This window comes from Geobacillus sp. C56-T3, assembly GCF_000092445.1.
GTDB classification, from domain to species: Bacteria; Bacillota; Bacilli; order Bacillales; family Anoxybacillaceae; genus Geobacillus; species Geobacillus thermoleovorans.
Genome location: NC_014206.1, coordinates 172,532 through 196,862, shown reverse-complemented (window position 1 = coordinate 196,862; position 24,331 = coordinate 172,532). Strand labels below are relative to the sequence as shown.

The window sequence follows — 24,331 nt, the reverse complement described above, 5'->3', positions numbered from 1 at the left end:
CTTTTTGGTTGAGGCGATTTAGTCAATCGAGCAGCTTCCGTCTGCGCACATTCCGCCTTCACCCGCCAACGACCGCAACGGGGAAGCTTGTTGTTCTTCCTCCCATACTTTCTCTAGCGCCCGCCGGAACACGTCAACCGGCTGGGCCCCCGAAATCGCATACTTCCCATTCAGCACGAAAAACGGTACGCCGCGGACGCCCAACGCCGCTGCTTCTTCCTCATCGCGGCGCACCTCTTCCGTGTAACGGCCGCTTGCCAACACCTCCTCAGCTTCCGCCCGGTCAAGCCCGGTTGCTTCGGCGATCGCAAGCAGCACATCGCGGTCGCTGATTCGCTTTGACTCCGTGAAATATGCATAAAACAGCCGTTCCACCATTTCATTCAGCTTCCCTTTTTCCTTGGCATAATGAGCCAAACGGTGGGCGTCAAACGTATTCGTCGGCTTCATCGTCTCAAAGCGGAATGTCAATCCGACCGCTTCCGCCTGCCTGCCGATATCGGCATTGGCCCGCTTCGCTTCCTCGATTGAAATGCCGTATTTGTTAGCAATGATTTCGTGAATCGTCAATGGCGTCTCTTTTTTCGCATTCGGATCCAATTCAAAGCTGCGAAATACAATCTCAACATCTTCTCGGTGCGGAAACTGTTCAAGCGCCTGTTCCAAGCGACGTTTGCCGATATAGCAAAACGGGCAGACAAAATCGGACCATACTTCAATTTTCATGGCCATCCTCCTCTACTTTTGACGCGCTTCCCCTCCATTGTAGCCCATTGCCGGTCGAATGGCTAACGAAAGGCATGGGGACAGACCCGCCCGCATACATTGTACTACCATGCTGTTGGGACAAGGAGGGACAAAACCGATGCATTTCCAGGAACTATGCGCCTTTCTATTGCGGATTGTCACCGGGTTCATCTTTTTCGCCCATGGCTGGGTGAAATGGCAGCGGGGGCTTGAGGCGGCAACGGATTCGTTTGCGACGCTGGGGCTTCCCGGCTGGCTCGCCTACATCGTGACGATTGTAGAGCTTGCCGGTGGCTGGGCGATGATGCTCGGCCTTGGCACACGCCCGATCGCCGCGGCGTTTGCCGTCATCATGGTCGGGGCCATCGCCACGGCGAAAGTCGACGCCGGTTTGCTCGGCAACGGCCGGGAAACGGGCTATGAATTCAATCTCGCCTTGCTTGCGATGTCTATTTATTTATGGTTAAACGGCAGCCGGCTTTGGTCGTTAGATGCGGTCATCGGACGGCCGCGGGGCTGAACAGCCGGCATGAAAACAAGTGTCCCGCACATGACGCGGGACACCTGTTTCTTTCTGTCTGCTTCACCCTTTTTCCACTGTCAGCTTGACGACGCGCTCGCCGATCGCCCGAATCAATTCAGGCGGCATCGGGAAACTGATCGCAGCCGGGTCAGATGCCACCGCTTGAATCGTCGCCGCGAATTGTTCTTCCGTCATCGGATAGTCGGCAAAATCAGCCGGCAGCCCGATGTCATCGCGCAATTGACGAATTCGCTCAATGGACTTTACCAACAGCGCTTCATTGCCTTGACCGTGATCATGAATGCCAAGCGCTTGAGCCAACAGCTTCGCTTTCGGCAAATACAACTCCGGAATCGCTTCCATCACGACCGGCAAAAAGACGGCGTTCGCCAAGCCATGTGGAATGCGAAACATCGCTCCGTACGCATGGGCGAAATTGTGCACCGGAATGGCGTTTAACGCAAAGCTGAACGCGGTGATGCCAAGCAAGCTCGCCTGCAGCATCTCCAAGCGGGCGCGGATGTTCCCGCCGTCACGAACCGCCGCCGGCAAGTAGTCACGAATCAAACGGATCGCCTGCAAGGCGCATGCATCGGTGAGCGCGGTCGCCATCGGCGAGGCGAGTGCCTCAATGGCATGGGTGAGCGCGTCCATGCCGGTAAACGCCGTCACCTTCGGGGGAAGCCCTACCGTTAAATCAGGATCCAAAACGGCCACATCAGCATTGATAAACGGATTGATGATGTTCGTTTTCAAGCGCAGCTCTTCGTTATAGATGACCGCAATTGGCGACACTTCCGACCCCGTGCCGGCCGTCGTCGGGATGGCGATGTGCGGGATCGGCATGAATTGCGCTTGCGGGAACGACTCGTACCGCAGCCCGCCGGGAATCGCCTCTTTAATGTCGCGCAACCCTTTAAACAGGGCGTATTTCACCCCTTTGGCCGTATCGAGCACGCTGCCGCCGCCGACCGCCAACAAGGCGTCCGCTCCGATCTCGCGCGCATAGCGCACCGCTTCATTGACGCATTCGCTCTCCGCATCTTGGCGAATATCCAAAAAGATGCCCGCAAGCTCTGGTCCGACTCCATGCATCGTCAAGTCAAAGAGGCTCGCTACTTTTTCGACAACCCCAGCTTGCTCGAGCCCACGGTCGGAAAGCAATAGCACCCGTTTTGCCCCCAGCCCGCGGAACAAGTCCGGCACGAGCGCTCGGGTGTTCGACCCGGTGTAAATTGCCGTGCGCAGCCAAAAGTTCGCTAACGTCGTCATGTTCCTCATCCCCCTTTACTTTTTCATCATGGTGTGCAGGCGGGAAAACAGCACTTGATACCATTTCCGCTTCTCGAGCTCCGGCACCATTGATGTGTGCACATGCTTCAGCTGCGTGTAAGCATCAAGTGAATATTTGCCCATCTCGCGCCCGATGCCGCTTTGTTTGTAGCCGCCAAACGGTGCGTCATTGCGCAGCATATGCCAATCATTGATCCAGACGACGCCGGCCTGCAGGCGCCCGGCGATGGCGTACGCCTTGTTGACGTCGCGCGTCCAAACGCCGGCTGCCAGCCCGTAGATCGTATCGTTTGCCATCGCCACTGCCTCTTCCACGTCATGATAGCGGATGACCGACAGCACCGGGCCGAAAATCTCTTCTTGGGCGATTGTCATGTCATTCGTGACATTCGAAAAAATCGTCGGCGCGACAAAATGGCCGCCTTCACAGCCGGGCACTTCGACTTCATGACCGCCGCATACAATGGTCGCACCTTCTTGCTTGCCGGCTTCAATATAGGAGAGCACTGTCTCTTTTTGCCGCTTGGAGATAACCGGCCCGACGTCGGTCGCCGGATCAAGCGGATGGCCGATTTGCAGCGTCTTCGTCAGCGCGGCAAGCTGCTCGACCACTTCATCATGGAGCCGGTCAGGCACAAACAGCCTTGTTCCCGATTCGCACAACTGACCAGAATGCAAAAAGACGCCAAACAAACTGCCGGGAACGGCAATGTCCAAATCGGCATCTTCGAGCAAAATGTTCGGCGACTTGCCGCCAAGTTCAAGCGTAACGTTTTTCACCGTTTCCGCCGCCAACGCCATAATGCGGCGGCCGACTTCCGTCGAACCGGTGAACGCCACCTTGTCCACTTGCGGATGGCGGACAAGCGCCTCTCCCACTTCCGCGCCCGGACCAGCCACCACGTTGATGACCCCCGGCGGCACAAAGGACGAAATGATTTCTGCCAGCTTCAGTGTCGACAGCGGTGTATAGCTCGCCGGTTTCACGACGATCGTATTGCCCGCTGCCAGCGCCGGGGCGATTTTCCACGACGCGATCATGAGCGGCAAGTTCCATGGTGTGATCGCCGCGCAAACCCCGATCGGCTCGCGCCAGACAAAGTTGTGCGCCGGTCCGGGAAACGGCGGAATCGGCAGTGTTTCCGAAAACGGGTACTCTTGGACGATGTTTGCCATCGTTTGGAATAAATCGACCGTCTGCAAAATATCGATCGAGCTGATGCGCCGGATCGTCCCTCCGCTTGAGATTGCTTCCAAATAGACGAGCTCTTGAGCGTTGGCGGCAATGGCTTGGGCGATCACATTCAGCACGCGCGCCCGTTCTTTCGGTTTCATCGCCTTCCAATCGGTCTCGTCAAACGCCTTGCGCGCCGCCTTCACCGCCCGGTCAACATCATCCGCTGTCGCCTTCGCGACGGTCGCCACCGCCTCTCCGGTCGCCGGATTGTATACGTTAAACGTTTCCCCGCTGCTTGCCGGCTGCCATTGGCCGTCAATGAAGAGCGGAAAATGATGCATTTGCACGTCAATCGTCATGATGGCATCTCCTTTCTCTTTTTTTGTTGCCCATATGGCATCACCCATCGATTTCCCCTGCCGCTGAACAGCCAGGCACCAGTGCGGGTTGGCGACTGCCTGTCCAACGCACAGAAGACCGTTCTTCGGCTTAATCTCTCCCTATCACCCGACAATTTCGCTTTCTTCAAGCCCAAACAGCTCGTCAAACGGTTTCTCCTGCGCTTTTTTCAACACTTCCATCCTCGTTGCCAGTTGGCGAGCGGTGAAATTCATGATGTCGGCATGGTGATCGGGGCCGAACATCGAATCGTGGGCCGCCGCTTCCAACCGCTTGGCCTTTTGATAAAGCCGAAACGGAAACGAATCCTCCTGCAGCCCGCGGCTGCCTGTTGTAACCAACGGCTCGGCCCGCCGCACGCTCACCACTCCTTTTCCATTTTTCTTGAAATGTCGGCTGGTGTTGTACTTCTGGATAGATGAACGCGGGGACAACCAATCAATGTAAAGGCTTACAAATAGGCTGTTGCGACAATAGGCGGGTTGCTGGCAAAAAGGCAGGTTGTAAAAATGACCAAAATGTTATGAATAGTCAATCATTTTCCCTCATTCTAGCAACCTTCCCTTTCTTTCGTCAACAAAAAGCGAATGACATTTTCCGACAATAACGCTAAAAAAACAGAGGGGGTCACAACAGCATCGAGACCTCCTCTGCCACGGCCGTATATCCGCATCGAGCTGATTTGTTATTCAATCTCTCGCACTCCTCTTGAAAGCCAGCACCTCGTTAGGACAGCACCTACTCCGGTCATGCCCGCACTTTTCCGTATTCTTTCCGCAGTTCGCTCGCAATGATGTTGCGCTGGATTTCCGAGGTACCTTCGTAAATTTTCGTAATGCGGGCATCGCGGAAGTAACGTTCGATCGGGTAGTCTTTCATGTAGCCGAGGCCGCCGTGGATTTGCACGGCCATGTCAGCGATTTTGTTGTACACTTCCGAACCGAACAGCTTGGCGATGGCCGCTTCTTTGACGACGCGCATCTTTTGGTCGACCATCCAGGCGACGCGGTAGACGGTCGAACTCAGCACTTCGATCAACATGCTCATTTCCGCCAGCATATGCTGGATCGCTTGCTGCTCGATAATCGGCTTGCCGAACTGTTCACGCTGTTCGGCGTATTCCATGCAGTATTCCAAGAGGCGGATGCACGAGCCGAGGTTGCGCGCGGCAAGACCAGCACGGCCGTTCGCTAAAATCTTCAAGGCGTTGACATACCCTTCGCCTTCTCTCCCGAGCACGTTTTCGGCCGGCACTTCCAAGTTGTCAAAAAACAGCTCAGCCGAATGCGATCCGCGCAGCCCCATTTTCCGCTCGACTTTTCCGACGATAAAGCCGGGAAAATCTTTTTCTACGATAAAGGACGTGATGCCTTTCGGGCCTTTCGACGGATCGGTGACTGCCATGACGGTAAACACATGGGCGTCGACAGCGTTCGTAATATAATGTTTCGAGCCGTTAATGATGTAGCGGTCGCCTTTGCGGACGGCGGTCGTTTTGATCGCAGCGGCGTTTGATCCGGCGCTGGGCTCAGTGAGAGCAAAAGCGCCGATCCATTCGCCCGTCGCCATCTTTGGCAAATAGCGCTGCTTTTGTTCTTCCGTGCCGAGCTCAACGATGCCGACGGTGCCGATGCCGGTATGGGCGCCGATTAACGTCGTATAGCCGTTATGCGTTTTGCCGAGCTCTTCGTAAATGGCGCATTTGCCGACCATTGACAAACCGAGGCCTCCGTACTCTTCCGGAATGCTTAATCCAAACAGCCCCATTTCTTTCGACTTTTCAATGATATCTTGCGGAATCTGGTCATTTTCCTCAATATCCATCGCCACCGGTTCGACAACTTCTCTCACAAACTTGCGGACGTTTTCTTTTAAAAATTCAATCTCGGCTGGCAGCGTGAAATCCATCTTCTTCCCCTCCCCATGATTGAATTCCATATTTTTGCGCCTTGCGCACGAGTGTCGACGCATCGACACCAAGCAGTTTCGCAGCCCGCCGATACGTCTTCGCCTTGTGAAGCGCCTTGATGATCAGCTGGCGCTCGACCTCAGCCGTTGCCTGTTTGAGCGGGATGATCTCTCCGACCGCCACCGGGCTCGCAGCTGGCTCCGGTTCAAGGTGGAGCCATTTCGCCACTTGGTGTTCGTCAATGACTGGGGAAACGGCGGTCACAAACATACGTTCTACAGCATTAACGAGCTCTCGAACGTTGCCGGGCCAGTGATAGTCCATCATCGCCGCCAGCGCTCCGTCGGTAAAGACAAGCGGTTTTTGATACTTTTCCGCAAACCGCTTTCGGTAATGGTCAACCAAGAGCGGAATATCTTCTTTCCGGTCGCGCAGCGGCGGAATGGCAATCGGCATCACGTTCAGCCGGTAAAACAAATCAGCGCGAAACCGCCCAGCGGCAACAAGCTCCTCAAGCGGCTTGTTCGTCGCGGCGATGACACGCACATCGATCCGCTTCGGCGCCTCCGCCCCCAACCTCATGATTTCCATCGACTGCAACACGCGAAGGAGCTTCACTTGCAGGTGAAGCGGAATTTCACTGATTTCATCGAGAAAAATCGTCCCGCCATCCGCCTGCTCGAAATAGCCTTTTTTCCCTTTCTTCGCCGCTCCGGTGAACGCCCCCGGCTCGTAGCCGAACAGTTCAGACTCCATCAACGTCTCGGGGATCGCCCCGCAATTCACTTTCACAAACGGTCGGGCGCGGCGGGCGCTTTGTTTCCAAATGTAGTTCGCCAATTCCTCTTTCCCGGTGCCCGACTCTCCGGTCAACAACAACGTCACATCGACAGCCGCCGCTTGGCGGGCGATATTGACAACATGCGCCATCGCTGGAGCGCGATAAATGAGATGATCTTCTTCCTGACGGCCCAACATATGAAGGAGCCGTTTCGTCTCCTCCAGTTCCGAGCGCAGCTGTTCCATCTCGGTCATATCTTTGACGTAGAGAACAACCCGCTCTGCCCGCCCATCTTCCTCGATGATCGGCACCGCGGAAACGATCCAAATATTTCCTGTTTCCATCCCCTGATGAAGCATCGAACAGGGCTGACGTCCATCAAGCGCCTGTCGAACGACCCGGTCAAGCGGGGCGGTCACCCGCTCTTGCTCCGTTCCTAGAAACAGCGCATCCCATTTTTTGTTTCGCCGTGTGATCATTCCACTGCGGTCCGTGATAGCGATGCCGTCGCTGGATGCCTCCATCACCGTTTGCAATTCATTGACGATGCGCTTGACGGTCTCAAGTTCGTTGGAGATAAATTCAATCTCGGAAATGTCTTGAAACACCCCGACCGCCCCAACGACCTTCCCCTCGTCGATAATTGGCGAGCGGTTTGTAATATAGACGCGCTTGCCGACGCGGTATTTTTCCGTATGCCCTTTGCCGGTGCGCACGACCTCGAGCAAGCCAGACGGGATCACGACATCGGTCAAAAACTTGCCGATGGCTTCTTCTTTCGTCGTCCGCGCCATTTTCTCAGCCGGTGGATTGATCGATGTAATCCGTCCTTTTGCATCGATCGATAAAATGCCGTTATGGGCGGCGTTGAAAATGGCATCCAAATGTTTTAAGCGGAGTTGTGCCACCTTCGCATATGCCGTCAAATGCTGCTCTTTCGTCAACACACCGACAAGGCGTCCGCTCTCATCGACAACGGGCCGGAGCGGACCGCCGCCAAACTCGATCACTTCCACACGGTCGTGAATGGAAAGCGGCGGCAGCGACGGGCGCATCACCTCACGCACAGTTGTTTTCCCTTGGACAAGACCGAACAACACGTCTTTGACCGCCACCACGCCGACGATTTCCTCACTGCAACGGCATACGACCATCCCATCAAGTCCATATTCAACGAATGTCCGAGCCGCTTCATCAAGGGAATCGCTTTCAAAAATTACTGCCTTTGCCTTCACCATGATGTCTCCGACCATCATTGCCATTTCCTCTCCCACCGTTCCGCCTTATTTTCTACTCAAGCAATTTTTGTGCCAAAAAAGTTCCCGCTATTCAGAAAAAACAAACCCCTAGAAGGCTGGTGAAAAACAACGGATTCGCTCGGTTTGTGAGAAATCGTAAGGAAGGAGGTTATGGTGTTGCAAGGTTTTTCAATTTGAGAAACACTGTTGGAGAGCAGCATTTCCCCTTAAATCACCAACCTTCTAAAATTCATCTTACTTGATCGCTTGTTGCCAAACAACAACATATTGTTGCAATCTCGCAACAAACAGAACGAATTTGTTGCAGTTCTGCCGTTATTCAGCTAAAAAATGTTGTTATTTCGCAACACTCATTAGTCACTTCTTTGCAACTATATAGATGCAACAAAGAAGTTTAACATATCCTTGACAGAAAAGTGGTTTGCCCATTTTCGACTGTCGAAGGCAAGCGTGTGGCTTGCCTCCGTCACGCCTTAGCGTGACGGAAGACCGAACAACGACTCGCTTCACAGACCCATTCATGGGTCTGGAAGCGGCGTTGTTCGGTCACTCGACAGTCGGATGCAATGACCGGCAAAGACGAAAAATGTTAAAGCTTTAAATTGCATCTATATAAAATTGATTCCCATTTTCAAAAAATCATTGTTTTTTTCATTGGATGCGCTATAATAATATTGATATTGATTCTCATTTTCTTGATCCGGAAGGAGGTGGCCTCATGGTCCGCCTATACGCCGAGGAGTTGACCGTCCGCTACGATGACCGGACGATTTTCGAACGCTTGTCCGTCCGCATTCCCGACCGACAAATCACAGCCATTATTGGACCAAACGGATGCGGAAAATCGACGCTGCTCAAGACGTTGACGCGCATCATTTCCCCGCAGTCCGGCGCCGTCATTTTGGACGGCCGGGCCATTTCGCAACAGCCAACGAAAGAACTGGCGAAAAAAATAGCTATTTTGCCGCAGACGCCGGAAGCGACAAGCGGATTGACCGTCGCTGAGCTCGTCTCGTACGGCCGCTTCCCTTATCAAAGAGGATGGGGCCGCCTAACGAAACAAGATTACGAAGCAATCGACTGGGCGCTTGCCGTAACGAAAACAGCCGATTTGAAACACCGGCCGGTTGACGCCCTCTCCGGCGGACAGCGGCAGCGCGTCTGGATCGCCATGGCGCTCGCTCAAGAGACGGACATCATCTTTTTGGACGAACCGACGACGTATTTGGACATCGCCCACCAGCTCGAGGTGCTCGAGCTGCTTGAACGGCTGAACAAAGAAGAAGGGCGGACAATTGTGATGGTGCTCCATGACATTAACCAAGCGGCGCGGTTTTCCGACTATGTGATCGCCATGAAGGCGGGCACGATCGTCAAAGCCGGGCCGAGCGAAGACGTCATTTGCCGCGATGTGCTTCGCGACGTGTTTGGCATTGACGCTGACATCGGCCGCGACCCGCGGACGAACAAACCGATTTGCTTCACTTATCAACTGCTTAGGGAGGCTTGATTCGTCATGAGGAAAACATGGCTTTCCTTGTTGCTTCTTTTGGCGCTTGTGCTAAGCGCCTGCGGCAACGCGGCGGACGACAACAAGAACAGCAGCGCTTCACCAAAAGAAAAAAAGCCGGAAACGATTACATACCAATCGGAAAACGGACCGGTGGAAGTACCGGCTGATCCAAAACGCGTCGTCGTCTTATCGACGTTTGCTGGGCATGTGCTGGCCTTGGACGTCCCCATTGTTGGCGTGGATTCGTGGTCGAAAATGAGCCCGCTTTTTCAAGAAAAACTGAAAGATGCCGAAGTCGTGACCGATGAAGACATTGAAAAAATTATGGCGTTAAAACCGGACTTAATCATCGGATTATCCAATACGAAAAACGTCGACAAATTAAGCAAAATCGCCCCGACCGTCACCTTTACATACGGCAAAGTCGATTATTTGACACAGTTTTTGGAAATCGGGAAACTGTTGAATAAAGAAAAAGAAGCGAAAGCGTGGATCGACGATTTCAAACAACGGGCGCAACAAGCCGGGGAAGACATCCGGGCGAAAATCGGCGAAAACGCAACGGTCACCGTAGCCGAAAACTTTGATAAGCAGCTGTATGTGTTCGGCAACAATTGGGCGCGCGGCACAGAAATTTTGTATCAAGAAATGAAGCTGAAAATGCCAAAAGCGGTCGAAGAGCAGGCGCTCAAACCGGGCTACTATGCCGTTTCCCTTGAAGCGCTGCCGCAGTTTGTCGGCGATTACCTCATCTTAAGCAAAAACGGCGACGGCGATACATCGTTTATGGAAACGAACACGTTTAAAAACATCCCTGCTGTCAAAAACGGCCGTATGTTCGTCGCTGATGCCAAGGCGTTTTATTTCAATGACCCGATTACGTTAGACTACCAGCTCGATTTCTTTAAAAAGCATTTTTTAGGCCAATAATGACGAGACGGGGCGTTCACGGACAGTGAATGTCCCGTCCTTTCTTGTGAAAAGGAGGAAACCGCCGATGGAAGCAAACCGCCGGCTATGGCCGTTTCGTTATACGTTTCTCTTCTCTCTTATCCTGCTGATGGCCATCTGGTTCGGATCCATGGCCATCGGCGTCGCTGATACGACATGGAGTGACGTATGGCGCGCGCTCTTTTCCGATGAACAAGGTAAACAACTGGACTTGATTCGCGAGCTCCGTTTGCCTCGGGAAACCGCGGCGGCCTTTGTCGGCGCCGGACTCGCCGTCGCTGGGGCGATCATGCAAGGAATGACACGCAACCCGCTTGCTGACCCAGGACTGCTCGGCTTAACCGCTGGAGCGAACGCAGCGTTGGCCATAACGATGGCCTTTTTTCCTTCCGCCCATTATCTCGCAATCACCATCGCCTGTTTGCTTGGGGCGGCGGCCGGAGCAGGGATGGTCTTTGGCATCGGCGCCGCCCGCAAAGGCGGCTTTTCGCCATTGCGCATCGTCCTAGCCGGCTCGGCGGTCTCAGCGCTTTTGTTTGCCGTCGCTGAAGGAGTTGGCCTTTATTTTCATATTTCCAAAGACGTTTCGATGTGGACATCGGGCGGGGTAGCCGGAACGTCGTGGAAACAGCTGTCAGTCATCATTCCGCTCATCGTGATCGGGCTCGCCATTGCCGTATGGTATTCGCGGCAGCTGACGATTCTTAGCTTGAGCGAAGACGTCGCCGTTGGCGTCGGACAAAAAACAACAGCCGTCAAAACGTGGCTGTTTTCCGCTGTGTTTTTATTAACAGGAGCATCGGTCGCCATCGCCGGCAACATCACCTTCATCGGCTTGATGATCCCTCATCTTGTGCGCGCAATCGCCGGCGCCGATTACCGATTTATCATCCCGCTGTCGGCCACGGTCGGCGCGACCGGCATGATCGTCGCTGATACGGCGGCCCGCACGGTCAATGCCCCATTTGAAACGCCAGTGGCAGCCATCGTTGCGGTGATCGGCTTGCCGTTTTTCCTGTTTGTCGTGCGGAAAAAAGGGAGGGGCTTTGAATGAGAATGCGCATCACAGCAGTGTTAGGCATGCTTTTGTTGCTTATTGCCGCAACAGCCGCCATCGCGTTGGGCACCGGCGAAGCGCCGCTCTCGTACGGACGCATCGCGCCGACACTGTTCGGCTACGGTTCGATGCAAGAAGCGTTTATTTTGTTTTCTCTCCGCCTGCCGCGCATCGTGATTACGTTGCTCGCCGGGATGGCGCTCGCCTTGTCGGGAGCGATGCTGCAAGGCACCACCCGAAATGAGCTCGCCGATCCGGGCATATTGGGCATCAACGCCGGTGCCGGCGCAGGCGTCGCTATATTCTTTTTATTTTTCCCGATTGAAGCCGGGACGTTCCTTTATGCTCTGCCGCTCGTCGCCTTAGTGGGAGCACTGTTGACGGCGGCGGCCATGTACGCCGTTTCCTACCATCAAACAACCGGGCTGCAGCCGGTATCGTTCGTCCTGACCGGGGTCGGGTTTTCGATGGCGCTCTCCGGGCTCATGATCATCCTCATTTCCGCCGCGGACCGAACGAAAGTCGACTTTATCGCCAGATGGCTTTCCGGAAACATTTGGGGCGATGATTGGCCGTTTATTTGGGCGATGCTGCCGTGGCTTGTCATCGGTGCATTGATCGGTCTATATCGGGCGAAACGGCTAAACCTTTTGCATTTAGGCGATCCGGTCGCCATCGGCGTCGGCGTTCATGTTCGCCGCGAGCGGCTCGTACTGATGGCGACAGCGGTCGCCGTCGCTGCAGCGGCCGTCGCTGTAACCGGGGGCATCTCTTTTATCGGCTTAATGGCGCCGCACATCGCCAAAATGATCGTCGGCCCGCGCCATGAACGGGCCATTCCGGCAGCGATGCTCATCGGCGGCTGGCTGCTGCTTGCCGCTGACACGATCGGGCGAAACGTTCTCGCCGAACCGCTTCCGGCCGGAGTTGTTGTGTCATTCATCGGTGCACCATACTTCATTTATTTGTTATTGAAGCGTTGAACCTTTTGATGGCCATGAGACGGATCAAGGATGGCGGATAAGCTCGTTCAACTGCCTTCATCTTCATCTCTCTACTCCCGTTTCACTTTGAAACGGGAATTTTTCCGTTTGCGATGCGAAAAGGGCTGGCTCCAAGACCGAAAAACAGCCTTGGGCGCGCAGCCCTTTTTGGCAAAACCATTCCTTAAAATGCCGGAATTAAGAAGCCCGGCGCCGCTTCCAAAAGCGGACAGCTCCAATCAAAATGATCGCAGCAATAATGACATACACCACTTCGGCGTACATCCCAATCACTTCGGATACTTTCCCCCACGACTCACCGAGCGCCGCCCCGATCGAGATTAAAATCGTATTCCAAATGAGCGTGCCCAGCACCGACAGCCAGACAAACAGTCCGATATTCATCTTCGCCATGCCCGCCGGGATGGAAATCAAGCTGCGCACCAACGGAATCATGCGGCCAAGAAAGACGGCCCATACCCCATAACGGTGAAACGTCCGGTTCGCCTTGGCGATGTCTTCCGGCTTCACCCGCAGCCATCTCCCCCAACGGTCGACGATCCGCTCGAGCCGTTCAACCGACAACAGCCGGCCGATTCCGTACAGCACCAATGCCCCGGCAACCGAACCGGCGGTCGCCGCCGCAATGACGCCGGGCACCGTCAAAGACGTGTACGTCGTCATAAACCCGCCAAACGGCAAAATGACTTCCGACGGAATCGGTGGAAAAATGTTTTCCAGCGCGATGATCAGAAAAATGCCGATATAGCCGAATTGTTCCATTACATTCGTGATCCACGCCTGCATGGCGCCATTCTCTCCCTTCCGCCCGGCTCATTGTATGTATGCATGTCTCTTTCCTCATTAATGTATGTATATGATATGGTAGTACAAAAAAAGATCCTTTGCAAAAAAGAAAAGCAGCTTGCTTTCGCTCTCCCTTCGATATCACCGGCTTCATCGGCGTCCCGCAAACGAAAGGCCGCCCACCCCCAAGCAGATGAGGATGGACGGCGCGCCCCCCTAGCAACAACCTTTCCATGATTATACCCAACCACGGTAGCGAGCTGCTTCTGCTGTTTGGCGCAGCCCGATCATGTACGCCGCCATGCGCATATCCACACGGCGCGATTCCGCCAATTCATAGACGCGATGAAACGCGCTCGTCAATTTCTCTTTCAACTTCTCGACGACTTCCTCTTCCGTCCAATAATAGCCTTGGTTGTTTTGCACCCATTCAAAATAGGAAACCGTCACCCCGCCAGCGCTCGCCAGCACATCAGGCACCAATAGCACGCCCCGCTCCGTCAAGATTTTGGTCGCTTCCAGCGTCGTCGGGCCGTTGGCCGCCTCGACCACAATTTTAGCGCGAATATTCGCGGCATTGTCACGCGTAATTTGATTCGCTACCGCGGCCGGAACTAAAATATCACACTCTTTTTCCAGCAGCTCTTGATTGGTGATGACATTCTCAAACAGCGTTGTCACCGTGCCAAAACTGTCGCGGCGATCCAACAAATACGGAATATCCAGTCCGTTCGGGTCATACAACGCGCCATACGCATCGGAAATGCCAATGACGCGAGCTCCAGCTTCATGCAAAAATTTGGCCAAAAAGCTGCCTGCATTGCCGAATCCTTGAATAATGACCCGCGCCCCCTGCAACTCAATTCCCGCTTTTTTCGCTGCTTCTTCGATGCAAATCGTGACACCGAGCGCCGTCGCTTTTTCCCGACCTTGGGAGCCGCCGAGCACAAGCGGCTTGCCGGTGATAAAGCCAGGCGAATCAAATTCGCGGATGCGGCTATATTCATCCATCATCCACGCCATAATTTGCGAGTTGGTAAACACGTCCGGCGCCGGGATATCTTTGGATGGCCCCACGATCTGGCTGATCGCCCGCACATAGCCGCGGCTGAGCCGCTCCAGCTCACCCATCGACATGTTCCGCGGGTCGCAGACGATGCCACCTTTGCCGCCGCCATACGGCAAACCGACAATTCCGGCTTTGATCGTCATCCACATCGACAGCGCCTTCACTTCTTCCTCGGTGACATCCGGATGAAAACGAATGCCTCCCTTGGTCGGCCCTACGGCATCGCTATGCTGGGCGCGGTAGCCGGTAAACACTTTCACCGTTCCGTCATCCATACGGACGGGAATGCGTACGGTAAGGACGCGCAATGGTTCTTTGAGCAGCTCATACATCTCCTCACCGTAGCCGAGTTTGGCCAGCGCCGCTTTGATCACACGCTGGGTGGAGAGAAACATATTTTCTTCCATCGTCTCATTCGCCTCTTTGACTCGATTTATGGACGGGACAAGACATTCGCAATCCGTTCAAACGCCCAATCCAATTCCTCTTTCGTAATGATGAGCGGCGGTGCGAAACGAATGACCGTCTCATGCGTTTCCTTGCAAAGCAATCCTTGCTCTTTCAGCGCCTCACAGTACGGACGCGCCGGCACATGCAGCTCGACGCCGATAAATAAGCCGCGGCCGCGGATTTCTTTAATATCGGCGTTTCGGATTTGTTTTAGTTTCGAAAGGAAGTATTCGCCAAGCTCAAGCGAACGCTCCGCTAGCCGCTCTTCTTCAATCACTTCGAGCGCCGCTATCGACACCGCACATGCAAGCGGATTGCCGCCAAACGTCGATCCGTGCGAGCCGGGTTCAAACACCGACAAAATGTCGCGGTTGGCGACGACGCAAGAAATCGGGAACACCCCGCCGCCGAGGGCTTTCCCTAAAATATACATGTCAGGCACAACGTCTTCCCAGTCGCAGGCAAACAATTTTCCTGTCCGCCCGAGACCGGTTTGGATTTCATCGGCGATGAACAACACGTTGTTTTCTTTGCACACGTCATAGGCCGCTTTTAAAAAACCTTGCGGTGGGATGCGGATGCCGGCTTCTCCTTGGATCGGTTCGACAAGAAACGCCGCCGTATTCGGTGTAATCGCCGCTTTCAACGCTTCGATGTCGCCGTACGGGATGATTTTCACTCCGGATAGCAGCGGCCCAAAACCCCGTTTATAGGCCGGTTCGGACGACAAGGACACCGCGGCGAGCGTCCGGCCGTGGAAATTGCCTTCACAAACGATGATTTCCGCTTCGTTGTCCGGAACGCCTTTGACGTCATACGCCCAGCGGCGCGCCGCCTTGAGCGCCGTTTCCACCGCCTCGGCGCCGGTGTTCATCGGCAGCACCATGTCCTTTTTCGTCAGCTGACACACTTTTTCATACCACGGGCCGAGCTGGTCGTTATGGAACGCGCGCGATGTGAGCGTCACCCGATCGGCTTGCTTTTTCAACGCTTCAATAATCTTCGGATGGCGATGGCCTTGGTTGACAGCGGAATAAGCGCTTAACATGTCCATATAGCGGTTGCCCTCTGGGTCTTTCACCCATACCCCTTCCGCTTCCGAAATGACAATCGGCAATGGATGATAATTTCGTGCTCCATATCGTTCCGTTTGTTCGATGAGCTGTTGCGATTTTGTCGTCATCAAAATCCCCCTTTTTTCCTCACTCTCCACCTTCACGGACAACGTTTGCCTTCATCCGACGATTGACGGACCAACGTTCCATTACAGGAAAAGGGCGGCTGCGGCCGCCCCGCCATTAAAACATTTCCGATACGGTTTTCGCTTGCATATGGAGAATCAAATAGTCCGGGCCGCCAGCTTTCGAGTCGGTGCCTGACATGTTAAAGCCGCCAAACGGCTGATAGCCGACAATGGCCCCTGTGCAGCCGCGGTTGAAGTACAAGTTGCCAACATGGAACTCGTGCCGCGCTTTTTCAAGATTTGCCCGGTTGCGCGAAATGACGGCTCCTGTCAGACCGTATTCGGTGTTGTTCGCAATCTCAAGCGCATGGTCAAAGTCGCGCGCTTTCGCAAACGCCACGACCGGTCCGAAAATTTCCTCCTGCATGATGCGCGCGTTCGGGTCGACATCAGCAAACACGGTCGGCTGGATGAAGAACCCTTTCGAATCGTCTCCTTCTCCGCCCGTCATGAGACGGCCTTCTTGTTTGCCGATTTCGATATACTCCATAATTTTGTTGTACGCCCCTTGGTCGATGACCGGGCCCATAAACGTCGCTTGCTCCGCCGGATCGCCGACGTTGAGCTGCTTCGTCAGCTCGACGACGCGGTTCAACACTTGGTCATAGACATCTTGAACAACGATCGCGCGCGAGCACGCCGAGCATTTTTGCCCCGAGAATCCAAACGCCGACGCGACAATCGATTGCGCCGCCAGTTCGAGATCGGCTTCTTTATCGACGACGATGGCGTCTTTGCCGCCCATTTCCGCGATGACGCGTTTCAGCCAAATTTGCCCTGGGTGCACTTTCGCTGCCCGCTCATAAATGCGGATGCCGACATCCCGCGATCCGGTGAAGCTGATAAATCTTGTGCGCGGATGGTCAACCAAATAGTCGCCGACTTCCGCGCCGCTGCCCGGGATATAGTTCAATACACCAGCCGGAAGCCCCGCTTCTTCCAACACTTCCACAAATTTATACGCCACGACCGGCGTTGCGCTCGCCGGTTTCAACAGCACCGTATTGCCCGTGACAAGCGAAGCGACCGTTGTTCCCGCCATAATGGCAAACGGGAAGTTCCACGGCGAAATGACAACCCCGACGCCAAGCGGGATATAGAAAAACCGGTTCGTTTCCCCCGGACGGCTTTCGACCGGAATGCCGTCTTTCAACTTCAACATTTGCCGGCCGTAATATTCCATAAAGTCAATCGCTTCCGCGGTATCGGCGTCCGCTTCGCGCCACGGTTTGCCTGCTTCTTTCACCAGCCAAGCGGAAAACTCGTGCTTGCGCCGGCGCACGATCGCCGCCGCCCGGAACAAAATATCGGCCCGCGCTTCCGGGCTCATCCGGCTCCATGTACGGAACGCCTCATCAGCGGTTTTCATCGCCCGCTCCGCCAGCTCTTTGTTCGCTTTCGCCACCCGGCCGACCACTTCCGTTTTGTTCGCCGGATTGATCGAAATGATTTTGTCTTCCGTCATCACCCGCTCGCCGCCGATCACAAGCGGATAATCGCGCCCAAGCTCCGATTCCACTTTTTTGAGCGCCGCTAAAAACGCTTCACGGTTTGCTTCTACGGTAAAGTCGGTGAGCGGTTCGTGTCTGTACGGCTGCACCATTTCGTCATCCTCCTTTTAAAGGCAAAAAAATTTTTCGTTATAAAACGGTTTCATAGTTATATTATGCAAATGATTATGGCTTTTTTCAATTGTTTTTACTTGGCGGCCTTGAGCTCCCCTTTTTCTGCGGCTAGGGGCTGAACCCGTTTTTTCGCCACAAGGTGGTAGTACCCGTAGCAAGCGAGCAAAAACGGAATGCCGCAGTAAAGAGCGATCCGTTGATCTGGGATAAAGGCCAGTCCGATGATCGTCGCCATATTCAACGCAAACGCGGCCAGCGGCACGAACGGATACAACGGCGTCCGGTATTTCAGATCGCGCACATCGCCGCCTTCGCGCAAAAACGCTTTCCGGCCGAAATAGCTTGACAGCGCGATGGAAGCCCACACCGTGACGGCGCCAAACCCGGCGATCGCCGTCAGCCAGACGTACACCGTATCTTCCGCATACACGCTGCACAACAGAGACAAGCAGCCGATGGCAATGCTGGCAATAAGCGCATTGATGGGCACGCCGCGTTTCGATAGCTTGCTGAAAAACGGACTGACCATGCCTTGGCGCGACATCGACCAGAGGACGCGCGATGTCGCATATAAGCCCGAGTTGGCCACCGACAACACCGCGGTAATAATCACAAAGTTCATAATATCGGCCGCATACGGAATGCCGATATTGTCAAACACCTCAACAAACGGGCTTTCCACAACGCCGGCTTTCTCCCACGGAAACAAACCAGCCAGCACAAAAATGGCCAAAATAAAGAAGATCAAAATGCGCCATACGGTGTTGCGCAACGCAACCGGCACCGTTTTTTCCGGCTCGCGGCTTTCCCCCGCGGCCACGCCGACCAATTCCGTCCCTTGGAACGAAAAGTTCACAAGGATCATGGTCGTAAAGATGGCCCAAAACCCGTTTGGAAACAATCCGCCATGATCAGTAAAATTCGAGAAAAACGGAGCGGGTTGTCCATTTTTCATATGGATGACTCCGAACATCGCCGCCAGACCAAGAACAATAAAGGCGATGACCGTCAACACTTTCACGCTTGAAAACCAAAACTCCACCTCGCCAAATCCTTTGACAGACAACGCATTGATCAAAAACAAGAGCAAAGCGAAGACGGCGCAAAACACCCATGTCGGCACATCGGGAAACCATCGTTTCATGAGGATGCTGACAGTGAGAAGCTCGATGCCGACCGTCACCGACCAGTTCAGCCATGACAGCCAACCGATGCAATACCCCACTGCCGGCGAGATGAACTTCGTCGCATACGTCTGATACGACCCGGCATCAGGAATCCTCACGGCCAATTCTCCTAACGAAAGCATTGTCAAATACATGACCAATCCGCCAAAAAGATAAGCAACGACGGCCCCTCCTGGCCCCGCCTCATGAATCGTATAACCCGATCCTAAAAACAAACCGGTGCCGATCACTCCACCTAGCGCGATCATAAATAAATGCCTGCTTTTTAGCTCTCGTTTCAGTTCTTGCACTGGTTGCATCCGAAAACTCTCCCCTCTCTATGATAGATTCCGCAACCGCTTACATTTTTATCAAACGAACAGCAACCTCCTTTTATGCAAAATTATTTTTCAATTTCTAATGTATTACAACTTTATTATGAAATGATTTTTTTCTATTTTCAATATATTTAGCAAAAAATTTTTTCACATCTTTCTTTCCCTTCCTGTCTCCCATCCACCTTATGCTATAATACAAAAAAGAGAGGTGCTGATCGTGAACCGGGATATGGAAACGCTTTTATCGATGTATGAGCAAATTCTCGAAATGATCGACCTTGGCGTCCATGCGGTCGATCAACATGGGAAAACCGTCATTTACAACCGGAAAATGCGGGACATAGAGGGTATGAACATCGAGGACGTACTCGATAAAAACATTTTGGACGTCTTCCGCTTCAACCCGGAGCAGCCGAGCACATTGCTTGAAGCGCTGCGCACCGGTGAAAGCATTCTGAACAAGCAGCAAACGTATTTCAATAACAAAGGACAAGCCGTGACAACGGTCAATCAAACACACCCGCTGCAAAAAGACGGGCGCATCATCGGCGCCGTGGAAATCGCCAAAGACATCACCAAATTCCGCAAGCTGATCCAAGAGCACCACCAACGCGGTGAAGCCGGTCGCACGTTTGCGGACATCATCGGCCAAAGCGAAGCCATGCAAAAGGCCATCCGCCTTGCTCGTCATGCCGCCCGCTCCGAAGCGTCCGTGCTGCTCATTGGGGAGAAAGGGACAGGAAAAGACTTGCTCGCTTCCTGCATTCACCATGAAAGCGAACGGCGAGCTAAGCCGTTTTTTGCGCAAACGTGTTTGTCGCTTCCGGACGATTGGATGGAAACGATGCTGTTTGGCAGCGAAGAAGACGGCGAGATCCAGCCCGGCTTGTTTGAACAAGCGGACGGCGGCACCGTCCTGCTTGACGATATTGACTCGTTAAGCCTGCCGCTTCAACAAAAACTTGCCCGTTTCCTGCAAGAAAAACAGTTTGTCCGCGCCCATGGCCAAAAACCGGTTCGTGCGGACATTCGCCTTATCGCCTCGACAAGCGGCGACCCGATTGACGCGGTCCAAAACAGGGAATTGCTCAAATCGCTTTACTACCAAATTGCCGTCCACTGCATCGTCCTGCCGCCGTTGCGCGAACGGAAAGAGGACATTTTGCCGCTCGCTATCCATTTCATCCGTCAAGGCAACGAGCGCTATGGCCTACATGTCGAAGGACTCGGCGATGACGTGCAAGAGGCGTTTCTTGCTTACAGCTGGCCCGGCAACGTGCGCGAGCTTGAGGCCGTCATTTTGGAAACGATGGCGACGATGGAACAAGAACAAACCATCACCCTCGCCCATCTGCCTGCCCCTTTTCGAGCCAAGCTGGCGCCCGACGAAACGAAAACGGACTTTTTATTTGATACGGAAGACATTTTGCCTCTTGACAAATACATGGAAGAAGTCGAAATTTACTACATCCGCAAGGCGCTGCAGCATCACGGCTTCAACATCACAAAAACGGCCAAAGCGCTTGGTTTGAGCCGACAAAACTTGCAATACCGCATCCGCAAGTACCAGATTGATAAGGAATGGGGATGAAAAGGCGAAAAGCCTCAGCCAGCGGGACGGCAAAAAGGACAGGGGAGGTCGCTGTGGATGATCGACGCTCATATTCATCTCGACCAGTACACGGACATCGATGAACAAATCAACCGTTGGCAAGAAGCGGGCATCATCGGCGTCGTCGCCGTATCCACCGATTTGCGCTCCAGCTGCCGAACGCTCGAGTTGAAACAGCGATTCCCTTCCTTCGTCTACGCCGCCATCGGCTTTCATCCCGAGCAACCGCTGCCAAGCGAAGCCGATTGGAACGAATGGACAGAGCTTGTCAAGCAAGAGCGGCCGCTGCTCGCCGCCATCGGCGAAGTCGGGCTGCCATACTATTCAGCGGAAGCATGCGCCAAGCTGCCCGCGTATCAAGAACGATTAACCGAAATCGCGGCCATCGCCGCGAATGCCTCCTTGCCGCTCGTTCTTCACGCCGTCTACGACCGCGCCGAAACCGCCTTGGCCATCTTGCAGCAAACTCGCGTCCGACAAGCCCATTTCCACTGGCTGAAGGCCGAGCCTGCCGTTGTCAAACAAATCGTCCAATGCGGCTACTACATCTCCGTCACGCCGGAAGTGTGCTACCGCGAGCGCGACAAGCAGCTGTTATCCCTCGTTCCCATCGAGCAGCTGCTCCTTGAAACCGATGGCCCATGGCCGTTTGCAGGCCCGTTTGCCGGAAAACTGACGACGCCGTTATGGCTATTGGACTCCGCGCGAGCCGTGGCGGCACACTATGGCCGAGATATCGAACAAGTCAAAACCATGATCACGGCGAACACAAAACGGCTTTACGGTTGATCTTCCTTATCGTACGATGAAACCAAATCTACATCGAAATGAGGGAAACATGATGGATCATAATGAGCGAGTGCGCCAACAGCTGATCAAAAGCGTTTCCGGGCTGTCGGACGAACAGCTGAACACCCGGGCGGCGAAAGGGAGTTGGACCATCGCCCAAGTGCTCGAACACCTGTACTTAATCGAAACATCGATCGCAGCCATGATCGCCCATACATTAAAGCATGGCGAGAGCCAGCCGGTTGAGGAGAAACCGATCCACTTGACCGTTGACCGTTCGAAAAAAGTGGAGGCGCCTGATTTCGCCCGCCCGGACAACCGCTTTTTCACTCGACACGAACTGGAAGAAAAATTGCATCAATCGCGGCAGCGGTTGCGCCAAATCACGGAGCAAGCCAATCCGGCTGACTTGGAAGCCAAATCGTTCCCGCATCCAATTTTTGGGCCACTGAATTTGAAGCAATGGGTGGAATTTGTCGGCTATCATGAACAGCGCCACCTCGCGCAAATTGAAGAAATCAAGGCACAGCTTCCGTGAGGAGCGGGCGGCTCATCAAGGAAAAAGCCGAGCAACGGCCAACGAATCGTAGCCCTGCTCGGCTTACAACGATTTTCCATCTGCATGTGAACGCTCCACTGCCCCTGTCACAGCAATTGTTTTCACTTGCTTTAACGTCGCCACGATGAGAAAACTGACAATAACGAGCAAACACCACGAACTCACCTTCCCAAGATGAACAAGGCTCCACGCCTTCGCCTGGTTTGGATATTGCCAAGCGCCAAAAAAGGTGGCGATGTTTTCCGCGATCCAGATGAAAAACCCGATCAGCAAAAACGACAAAACAAGCGGCATCCGGTAGCGGATTCCCCCAACCTCATACGTCACCCATGACCGCCAAAAGACAAGCATGACGAGGCTTGAGAGCCACCAACGAACGTCCACCCAATAATGGTGGGTGAAAAAATTCAAGTAAATCGCCGAAGCGAGAGGAACGACCATCCAAAACGGCGGCCATTGCACCAACTCCACCTTCAGCCTTCGCCACACCTGGCAAAGGTAACTGGCGACGCTCGCATACATAAAGCCGCTGTACAAGGGCACGCCAAAGATTTTCGTATACCCCTCTTCCGGATACGACCACGAACCCATGCGCACTTTAAACAGCTCGAGCGCAAGTCCAATGACGTGGAACAAGGTGATCACTTTGAGTTCATCCCGCGTTTCCATCCCTGACCGCACCATCCACCATTGCATGAGAAGGCAAATAACAAGCAGCCAATCATACCGCGGCAATAGCGGAAGCGGCGCGATCTTCGTCAGCGCCAATGAGGCAAAAATGACAACCGGAAACACGCACGATCGCGCCTGCGCCCAACCGAAGCGAACAAGCTGCACAAACGCTTTGATGAGCCGCGACTTTCTGCCAAACTGGCGCACCCGGACGATCATGAGGCCAAACGGTGGAGATTCGTCCACCGCTAGCTCTTGCTTTTCCCCTTTCAAGCCGTCCCCTCCCTACTCACGGATTTGACTCCCCTTCATCACTTCGATACTCCAAAATGTCCCCGGGCTGGCAATCGAGCGCCTTGCAAATGGCTTCGAGCGTCGAGAAACGGATCGCCTTCGCCTTCCCGTTTTTCAAGATCGACAAATTCGCCATCGTGATCCCGACTCTCTCCGACAGCTCGGTGACGCTCATCTTCCGCTTCGCCAACATGACATCAAGATTCACGATAATCGGCATGCCATCCACCTCAAATGGTCAACTCATTTTCTTGTTTGATTTCAATCGCCTGCTGCAGCAGCTTTTGCAAAACCGCGGCGAACACAGCGATGACAAGCGACGCAAACGGCACAATCAGACCGACGAAAATGACACCCGGAGCGTCGTCTTTCTCGGCGAACAAGTAAAACAGCGGCAAGACAAGCAAATGCAGCCCGCTGATGGCGACGGCGCAATGTTTGATCGTCTTTAACGCTTTCACCGACGCCTCGGAAAACGCGTCGTTTCGGTCAATATACACTAACAACCGGAACGCCTGATACAAAGCGAAGTAGAACGGCAGCGCGGACACCTCAAACACAAGATAAACAAAATACTTGATCCAAGGGAACGTTGGCACCAGCTTGACAGCCACCTTCGCAAGCGCAGGAACCAAAAATAGGCACAATGCCAAAACCGGAAGGCCGATCAACACTAAAGACGCCTTCAAAAACAACGTTTCCCGTTTCATCGAAACACCTCACTGACTCGTTTTCGACTTTATTGTAATGAATGTCTTATCGTTTATCAATAAATAATTGTTGATTTAAATTAAATTTTTTCTGCAAAACAACAAAAAGAAAAGACGTCCCCACACGGGAACGCCCGACCATACCTATTGAGACAACAGGCACACCGTATTCACTTCCACGCCGCCCATTACCAATCGATTCGCTTTCCATCCCGGAAAAAGCCGCCGTTCGGCCCGTCAGGCCCGATTCTGCTATTTAACCGCACTCCCCCCAATTACTCGTTTTTCATCGACAGCCCGTGCTTTCGCGGAAATCATAATAGGATACCCTCCTTCAATCCATAAATTTCATCAACACCTGTCTATCATTATAAAAGAATGAGGGCACTTTCAATGGTTAGATCA

At 53.8% G+C, this 24,331-nt stretch carries 22 protein-coding genes; 8 read left to right on the top strand and 14 right to left on the bottom strand.

Translation table 11 applies throughout. The annotated features are described in order from the left end of the window. Positions 1 to 18: 18 nt before the first annotated feature. A complete protein-coding gene (locus tag GC56T3_RS01080; protein WP_013144018.1) occupies positions 19 to 726 on the bottom strand; it encodes a DsbA family oxidoreductase in 708 nt (235 codons plus the stop codon). A 139-nt stretch (positions 727 to 865) separates the two neighbouring features. On the opposite strand from GC56T3_RS01080, the gene GC56T3_RS01075 reads away from it, so the two are divergent. Further along, positions 866 to 1,267, top strand: a complete 402-nt coding sequence (locus GC56T3_RS01075; protein ID WP_013144017.1) for a DoxX family protein — start codon at positions 866 to 868, stop codon at positions 1,265 to 1,267. A gap of 63 nt (positions 1,268 to 1,330) precedes the next feature. Here the strand turns inward: GC56T3_RS01075 and GC56T3_RS01070 are convergent, their stop codons facing one another. The 5 genes from GC56T3_RS01070 to GC56T3_RS01050 form a co-directional block, all read right to left on the bottom strand. Next, entirely contained in the window at positions 1,331 to 2,542 is a 1,212-nt protein-coding gene (locus GC56T3_RS01070) for an iron-containing alcohol dehydrogenase (protein ID WP_013144016.1), read from the bottom strand. A gap of 15 nt (positions 2,543 to 2,557) precedes the next feature. Beyond that, positions 2,558 to 4,099, bottom strand: a complete 1,542-nt coding sequence (locus GC56T3_RS01065; RefSeq protein ID WP_013144015.1) for an aldehyde dehydrogenase — start codon at positions 4,097 to 4,099, stop codon at positions 2,558 to 2,560. 144 nt (positions 4,100 to 4,243) lie between these two features. Continuing rightward, entirely contained in the window at positions 4,244 to 4,498 is a 255-nt protein-coding gene (locus GC56T3_RS01060) for a hypothetical protein (protein ID WP_013144014.1), read from the bottom strand. Between the two features lie 388 nt (positions 4,499 to 4,886). Next, the gene (locus GC56T3_RS01055; RefSeq protein WP_013144013.1) at positions 4,887 to 6,047 is read right to left on the bottom strand and encodes an acyl-CoA dehydrogenase family protein; all 1,161 of its coding nucleotides are present in this window, start codon (positions 6,045 to 6,047) and stop codon (positions 4,887 to 4,889) included. Then, entirely contained in the window at positions 6,019 to 8,091 is a 2,073-nt protein-coding gene (locus GC56T3_RS01050) for a sigma-54-dependent Fis family transcriptional regulator (RefSeq protein WP_013144012.1), read from the bottom strand. The genes GC56T3_RS01055 and GC56T3_RS01050 overlap by 29 nt, the downstream gene beginning before the upstream one ends. A 715-nt stretch (positions 8,092 to 8,806) precedes the next feature. On the opposite strand from GC56T3_RS01050, the gene GC56T3_RS01045 reads away from it, so the two are divergent. The 4 genes from GC56T3_RS01045 to GC56T3_RS01030 all read left to right on the top strand — a co-directional run bounded on the left by GC56T3_RS01045 (position 8,807) and on the right by GC56T3_RS01030 (position 12,592). Continuing rightward, positions 8,807 to 9,598 (top strand): ABC transporter ATP-binding protein, encoded by a 792-nt coding sequence (locus GC56T3_RS01045; protein WP_011229704.1) that lies wholly within the window; start codon positions 8,807 to 8,809, stop codon positions 9,596 to 9,598. A 6-nt stretch (positions 9,599 to 9,604) separates the two neighbouring features. Beyond that, entirely contained in the window at positions 9,605 to 10,531 is a 927-nt protein-coding gene (locus GC56T3_RS01040; protein WP_011229703.1) for an iron-hydroxamate ABC transporter substrate-binding protein, read from the top strand. 67 nt (positions 10,532 to 10,598) lie between these two features. Continuing rightward, the gene (locus GC56T3_RS01035; protein ID WP_013144011.1) at positions 10,599 to 11,606 is read left to right on the top strand and encodes an iron ABC transporter permease; all 1,008 of its coding nucleotides are present in this window, start codon (positions 10,599 to 10,601) and stop codon (positions 11,604 to 11,606) included. Continuing rightward, positions 11,603 to 12,592, top strand: a complete 990-nt coding sequence (locus tag GC56T3_RS01030; RefSeq protein WP_013144010.1) for an iron ABC transporter permease — start codon at positions 11,603 to 11,605, stop codon at positions 12,590 to 12,592. Before GC56T3_RS01035 ends, GC56T3_RS01030 begins: the two co-directional genes overlap by 4 nt. Positions 12,593 to 12,790: 198 nt before the next feature. Here GC56T3_RS01030 and GC56T3_RS01025 read toward each other — a convergent pair whose 3' ends face one another. The 5 genes from GC56T3_RS01025 to GC56T3_RS01005 form a co-directional block, all read right to left on the bottom strand. After that, on the bottom strand, positions 12,791 to 13,399 hold the full coding sequence (locus GC56T3_RS01025) for a DedA family protein (RefSeq protein ID WP_013144009.1): 609 nt from the start codon (positions 13,397 to 13,399) through the stop codon (positions 12,791 to 12,793). 237 nt (positions 13,400 to 13,636) lie between these two features. Further along, a complete protein-coding gene (locus GC56T3_RS01020) occupies positions 13,637 to 14,875 on the bottom strand; it encodes a Glu/Leu/Phe/Val dehydrogenase (RefSeq protein WP_013144008.1) in 1,239 nt (412 codons plus the stop codon). A gap of 26 nt (positions 14,876 to 14,901) precedes the next feature. After that, the gene (locus GC56T3_RS01015) at positions 14,902 to 16,101 is read right to left on the bottom strand and encodes an ornithine--oxo-acid transaminase (RefSeq protein WP_013144007.1); all 1,200 of its coding nucleotides are present in this window, start codon (positions 16,099 to 16,101) and stop codon (positions 14,902 to 14,904) included. A 115-nt stretch (positions 16,102 to 16,216) separates the two neighbouring features. Continuing rightward, the gene (gene pruA, locus GC56T3_RS01010; protein WP_013144006.1) at positions 16,217 to 17,764 is read right to left on the bottom strand and encodes an L-glutamate gamma-semialdehyde dehydrogenase; all 1,548 of its coding nucleotides are present in this window, start codon (positions 17,762 to 17,764) and stop codon (positions 16,217 to 16,219) included. A 95-nt stretch (positions 17,765 to 17,859) separates the two neighbouring features. Beyond that, entirely contained in the window at positions 17,860 to 19,272 is a 1,413-nt protein-coding gene (locus tag GC56T3_RS01005) for an amino acid permease (RefSeq protein WP_013144005.1), read from the bottom strand. Positions 19,273 to 19,507: 235 nt separating this feature from the next. On the opposite strand from GC56T3_RS01005, the gene GC56T3_RS01000 reads away from it, so the two are divergent. The 3 genes from GC56T3_RS01000 to GC56T3_RS00990 are packed head-to-tail and all read left to right on the top strand — an operon-like array spanning position 19,508 to position 22,229. After that, positions 19,508 to 20,881, top strand: a complete 1,374-nt coding sequence (locus GC56T3_RS01000; protein ID WP_013144004.1) for a sigma-54-dependent Fis family transcriptional regulator — start codon at positions 19,508 to 19,510, stop codon at positions 20,879 to 20,881. A 57-nt stretch (positions 20,882 to 20,938) separates the two neighbouring features. Next, positions 20,939 to 21,691 carry a TatD family hydrolase gene (locus tag GC56T3_RS00995; RefSeq protein WP_013144003.1) on the top strand — a complete coding sequence of 251 codons (753 nt, stop codon included), beginning with the start codon at positions 20,939 to 20,941 and terminating at the stop codon, positions 21,689 to 21,691. 49 nt (positions 21,692 to 21,740) lie between these two features. Continuing rightward, positions 21,741 to 22,229 carry a DinB family protein gene (locus tag GC56T3_RS00990; protein ID WP_081132854.1) on the top strand — a complete coding sequence of 163 codons (489 nt, stop codon included), beginning with the start codon at positions 21,741 to 21,743 and terminating at the stop codon, positions 22,227 to 22,229. A gap of 63 nt (positions 22,230 to 22,292) precedes the next feature. Here GC56T3_RS00990 and GC56T3_RS00985 read toward each other — a convergent pair whose 3' ends face one another. The 3 genes from GC56T3_RS00985 to GC56T3_RS00975 are packed head-to-tail and all read right to left on the bottom strand — an operon-like array spanning position 22,293 to position 23,926. Next, positions 22,293 to 23,195: a DUF817 domain-containing protein gene (locus GC56T3_RS00985; protein ID WP_013144001.1), complete on the bottom strand. Its 903-nt coding sequence runs from the start codon at positions 23,193 to 23,195 to the stop codon at positions 22,293 to 22,295. A gap of 16 nt (positions 23,196 to 23,211) precedes the next feature. After that, positions 23,212 to 23,436, bottom strand: a complete 225-nt coding sequence (locus GC56T3_RS00980; RefSeq protein WP_013144000.1) for a helix-turn-helix transcriptional regulator — start codon at positions 23,434 to 23,436, stop codon at positions 23,212 to 23,214. 10 nt (positions 23,437 to 23,446) lie between these two features. After that, complete coding sequence (locus GC56T3_RS00975; protein ID WP_013143999.1) at positions 23,447 to 23,926, bottom strand: DUF2975 domain-containing protein; 480 nt, start codon at positions 23,924 to 23,926, stop codon at positions 23,447 to 23,449. Between the last annotated feature and the right edge of the window lie 405 nt (positions 23,927 to 24,331).

What these genes read in the sequence shown, in the direction of transcription:
- GC56T3_RS01080 (WP_013144018.1), bottom strand. Translation starts at nt 726, where the DNA reads ATGAAAATTGAAGTATGGTCCGATTTTGTCTGCCCGTTTTGCTATATC.
- GC56T3_RS01075 (WP_013144017.1), top strand. Translation starts at nt 866, where the DNA reads ATGCATTTCCAGGAACTATGCGCCTTTCTATTGCGGATTGTCACCGGG.
- GC56T3_RS01070 (WP_013144016.1), bottom strand. Translation starts at nt 2,542, where the DNA reads ATGACGACGTTAGCGAACTTTTGGCTGCGCACGGCAATTTACACCGGG.
- GC56T3_RS01065 (WP_013144015.1), bottom strand. Translation starts at nt 4,099, where the DNA reads ATGACGATTGACGTGCAAATGCATCATTTTCCGCTCTTCATTGACGGC.
- GC56T3_RS01055 (WP_013144013.1), bottom strand. Translation starts at nt 6,047, where the DNA reads ATGGATTTCACGCTGCCAGCCGAGATTGAATTTTTAAAAGAAAACGTC.
- GC56T3_RS01050 (WP_013144012.1), bottom strand. Translation starts at nt 8,091, where the DNA reads ATGGCAATGATGGTCGGAGACATCATGGTGAAGGCAAAGGCAGTAATT.
- GC56T3_RS01045 (WP_011229704.1), top strand. Translation starts at nt 8,807, where the DNA reads ATGGTCCGCCTATACGCCGAGGAGTTGACCGTCCGCTACGATGACCGG.
- GC56T3_RS01040 (WP_011229703.1), top strand. Translation starts at nt 9,605, where the DNA reads ATGAGGAAAACATGGCTTTCCTTGTTGCTTCTTTTGGCGCTTGTGCTA.
- GC56T3_RS01035 (WP_013144011.1), top strand. Translation starts at nt 10,599, where the DNA reads ATGGAAGCAAACCGCCGGCTATGGCCGTTTCGTTATACGTTTCTCTTC.
- GC56T3_RS01030 (WP_013144010.1), top strand. Translation starts at nt 11,603, where the DNA reads ATGAGAATGCGCATCACAGCAGTGTTAGGCATGCTTTTGTTGCTTATT.
- GC56T3_RS01025 (WP_013144009.1), bottom strand. Translation starts at nt 13,399, where the DNA reads ATGCAGGCGTGGATCACGAATGTAATGGAACAATTCGGCTATATCGGC.
- GC56T3_RS01020 (WP_013144008.1), bottom strand. Translation starts at nt 14,875, where the DNA reads ATGGAAGAAAATATGTTTCTCTCCACCCAGCGTGTGATCAAAGCGGCG.
- GC56T3_RS01015 (WP_013144007.1), bottom strand. Translation starts at nt 16,101, where the DNA reads ATGACGACAAAATCGCAACAGCTCATCGAACAAACGGAACGATATGGA.
- pruA (WP_013144006.1), bottom strand. Translation starts at nt 17,764, where the DNA reads ATGGTGCAGCCGTACAGACACGAACCGCTCACCGACTTTACCGTAGAA.
- GC56T3_RS01005 (WP_013144005.1), bottom strand. Translation starts at nt 19,272, where the DNA reads ATGCAACCAGTGCAAGAACTGAAACGAGAGCTAAAAAGCAGGCATTTA.
- GC56T3_RS00995 (WP_013144003.1), top strand. Translation starts at nt 20,939, where the DNA reads ATGATCGACGCTCATATTCATCTCGACCAGTACACGGACATCGATGAA.
- GC56T3_RS00990 (WP_081132854.1), top strand. Translation starts at nt 21,741, where the DNA reads ATGATGGATCATAATGAGCGAGTGCGCCAACAGCTGATCAAAAGCGTT.
- GC56T3_RS00980 (WP_013144000.1), bottom strand. Translation starts at nt 23,436, where the DNA reads ATGCCGATTATCGTGAATCTTGATGTCATGTTGGCGAAGCGGAAGATG.
- GC56T3_RS00975 (WP_013143999.1), bottom strand. Translation starts at nt 23,926, where the DNA reads ATGAAACGGGAAACGTTGTTTTTGAAGGCGTCTTTAGTGTTGATCGGC.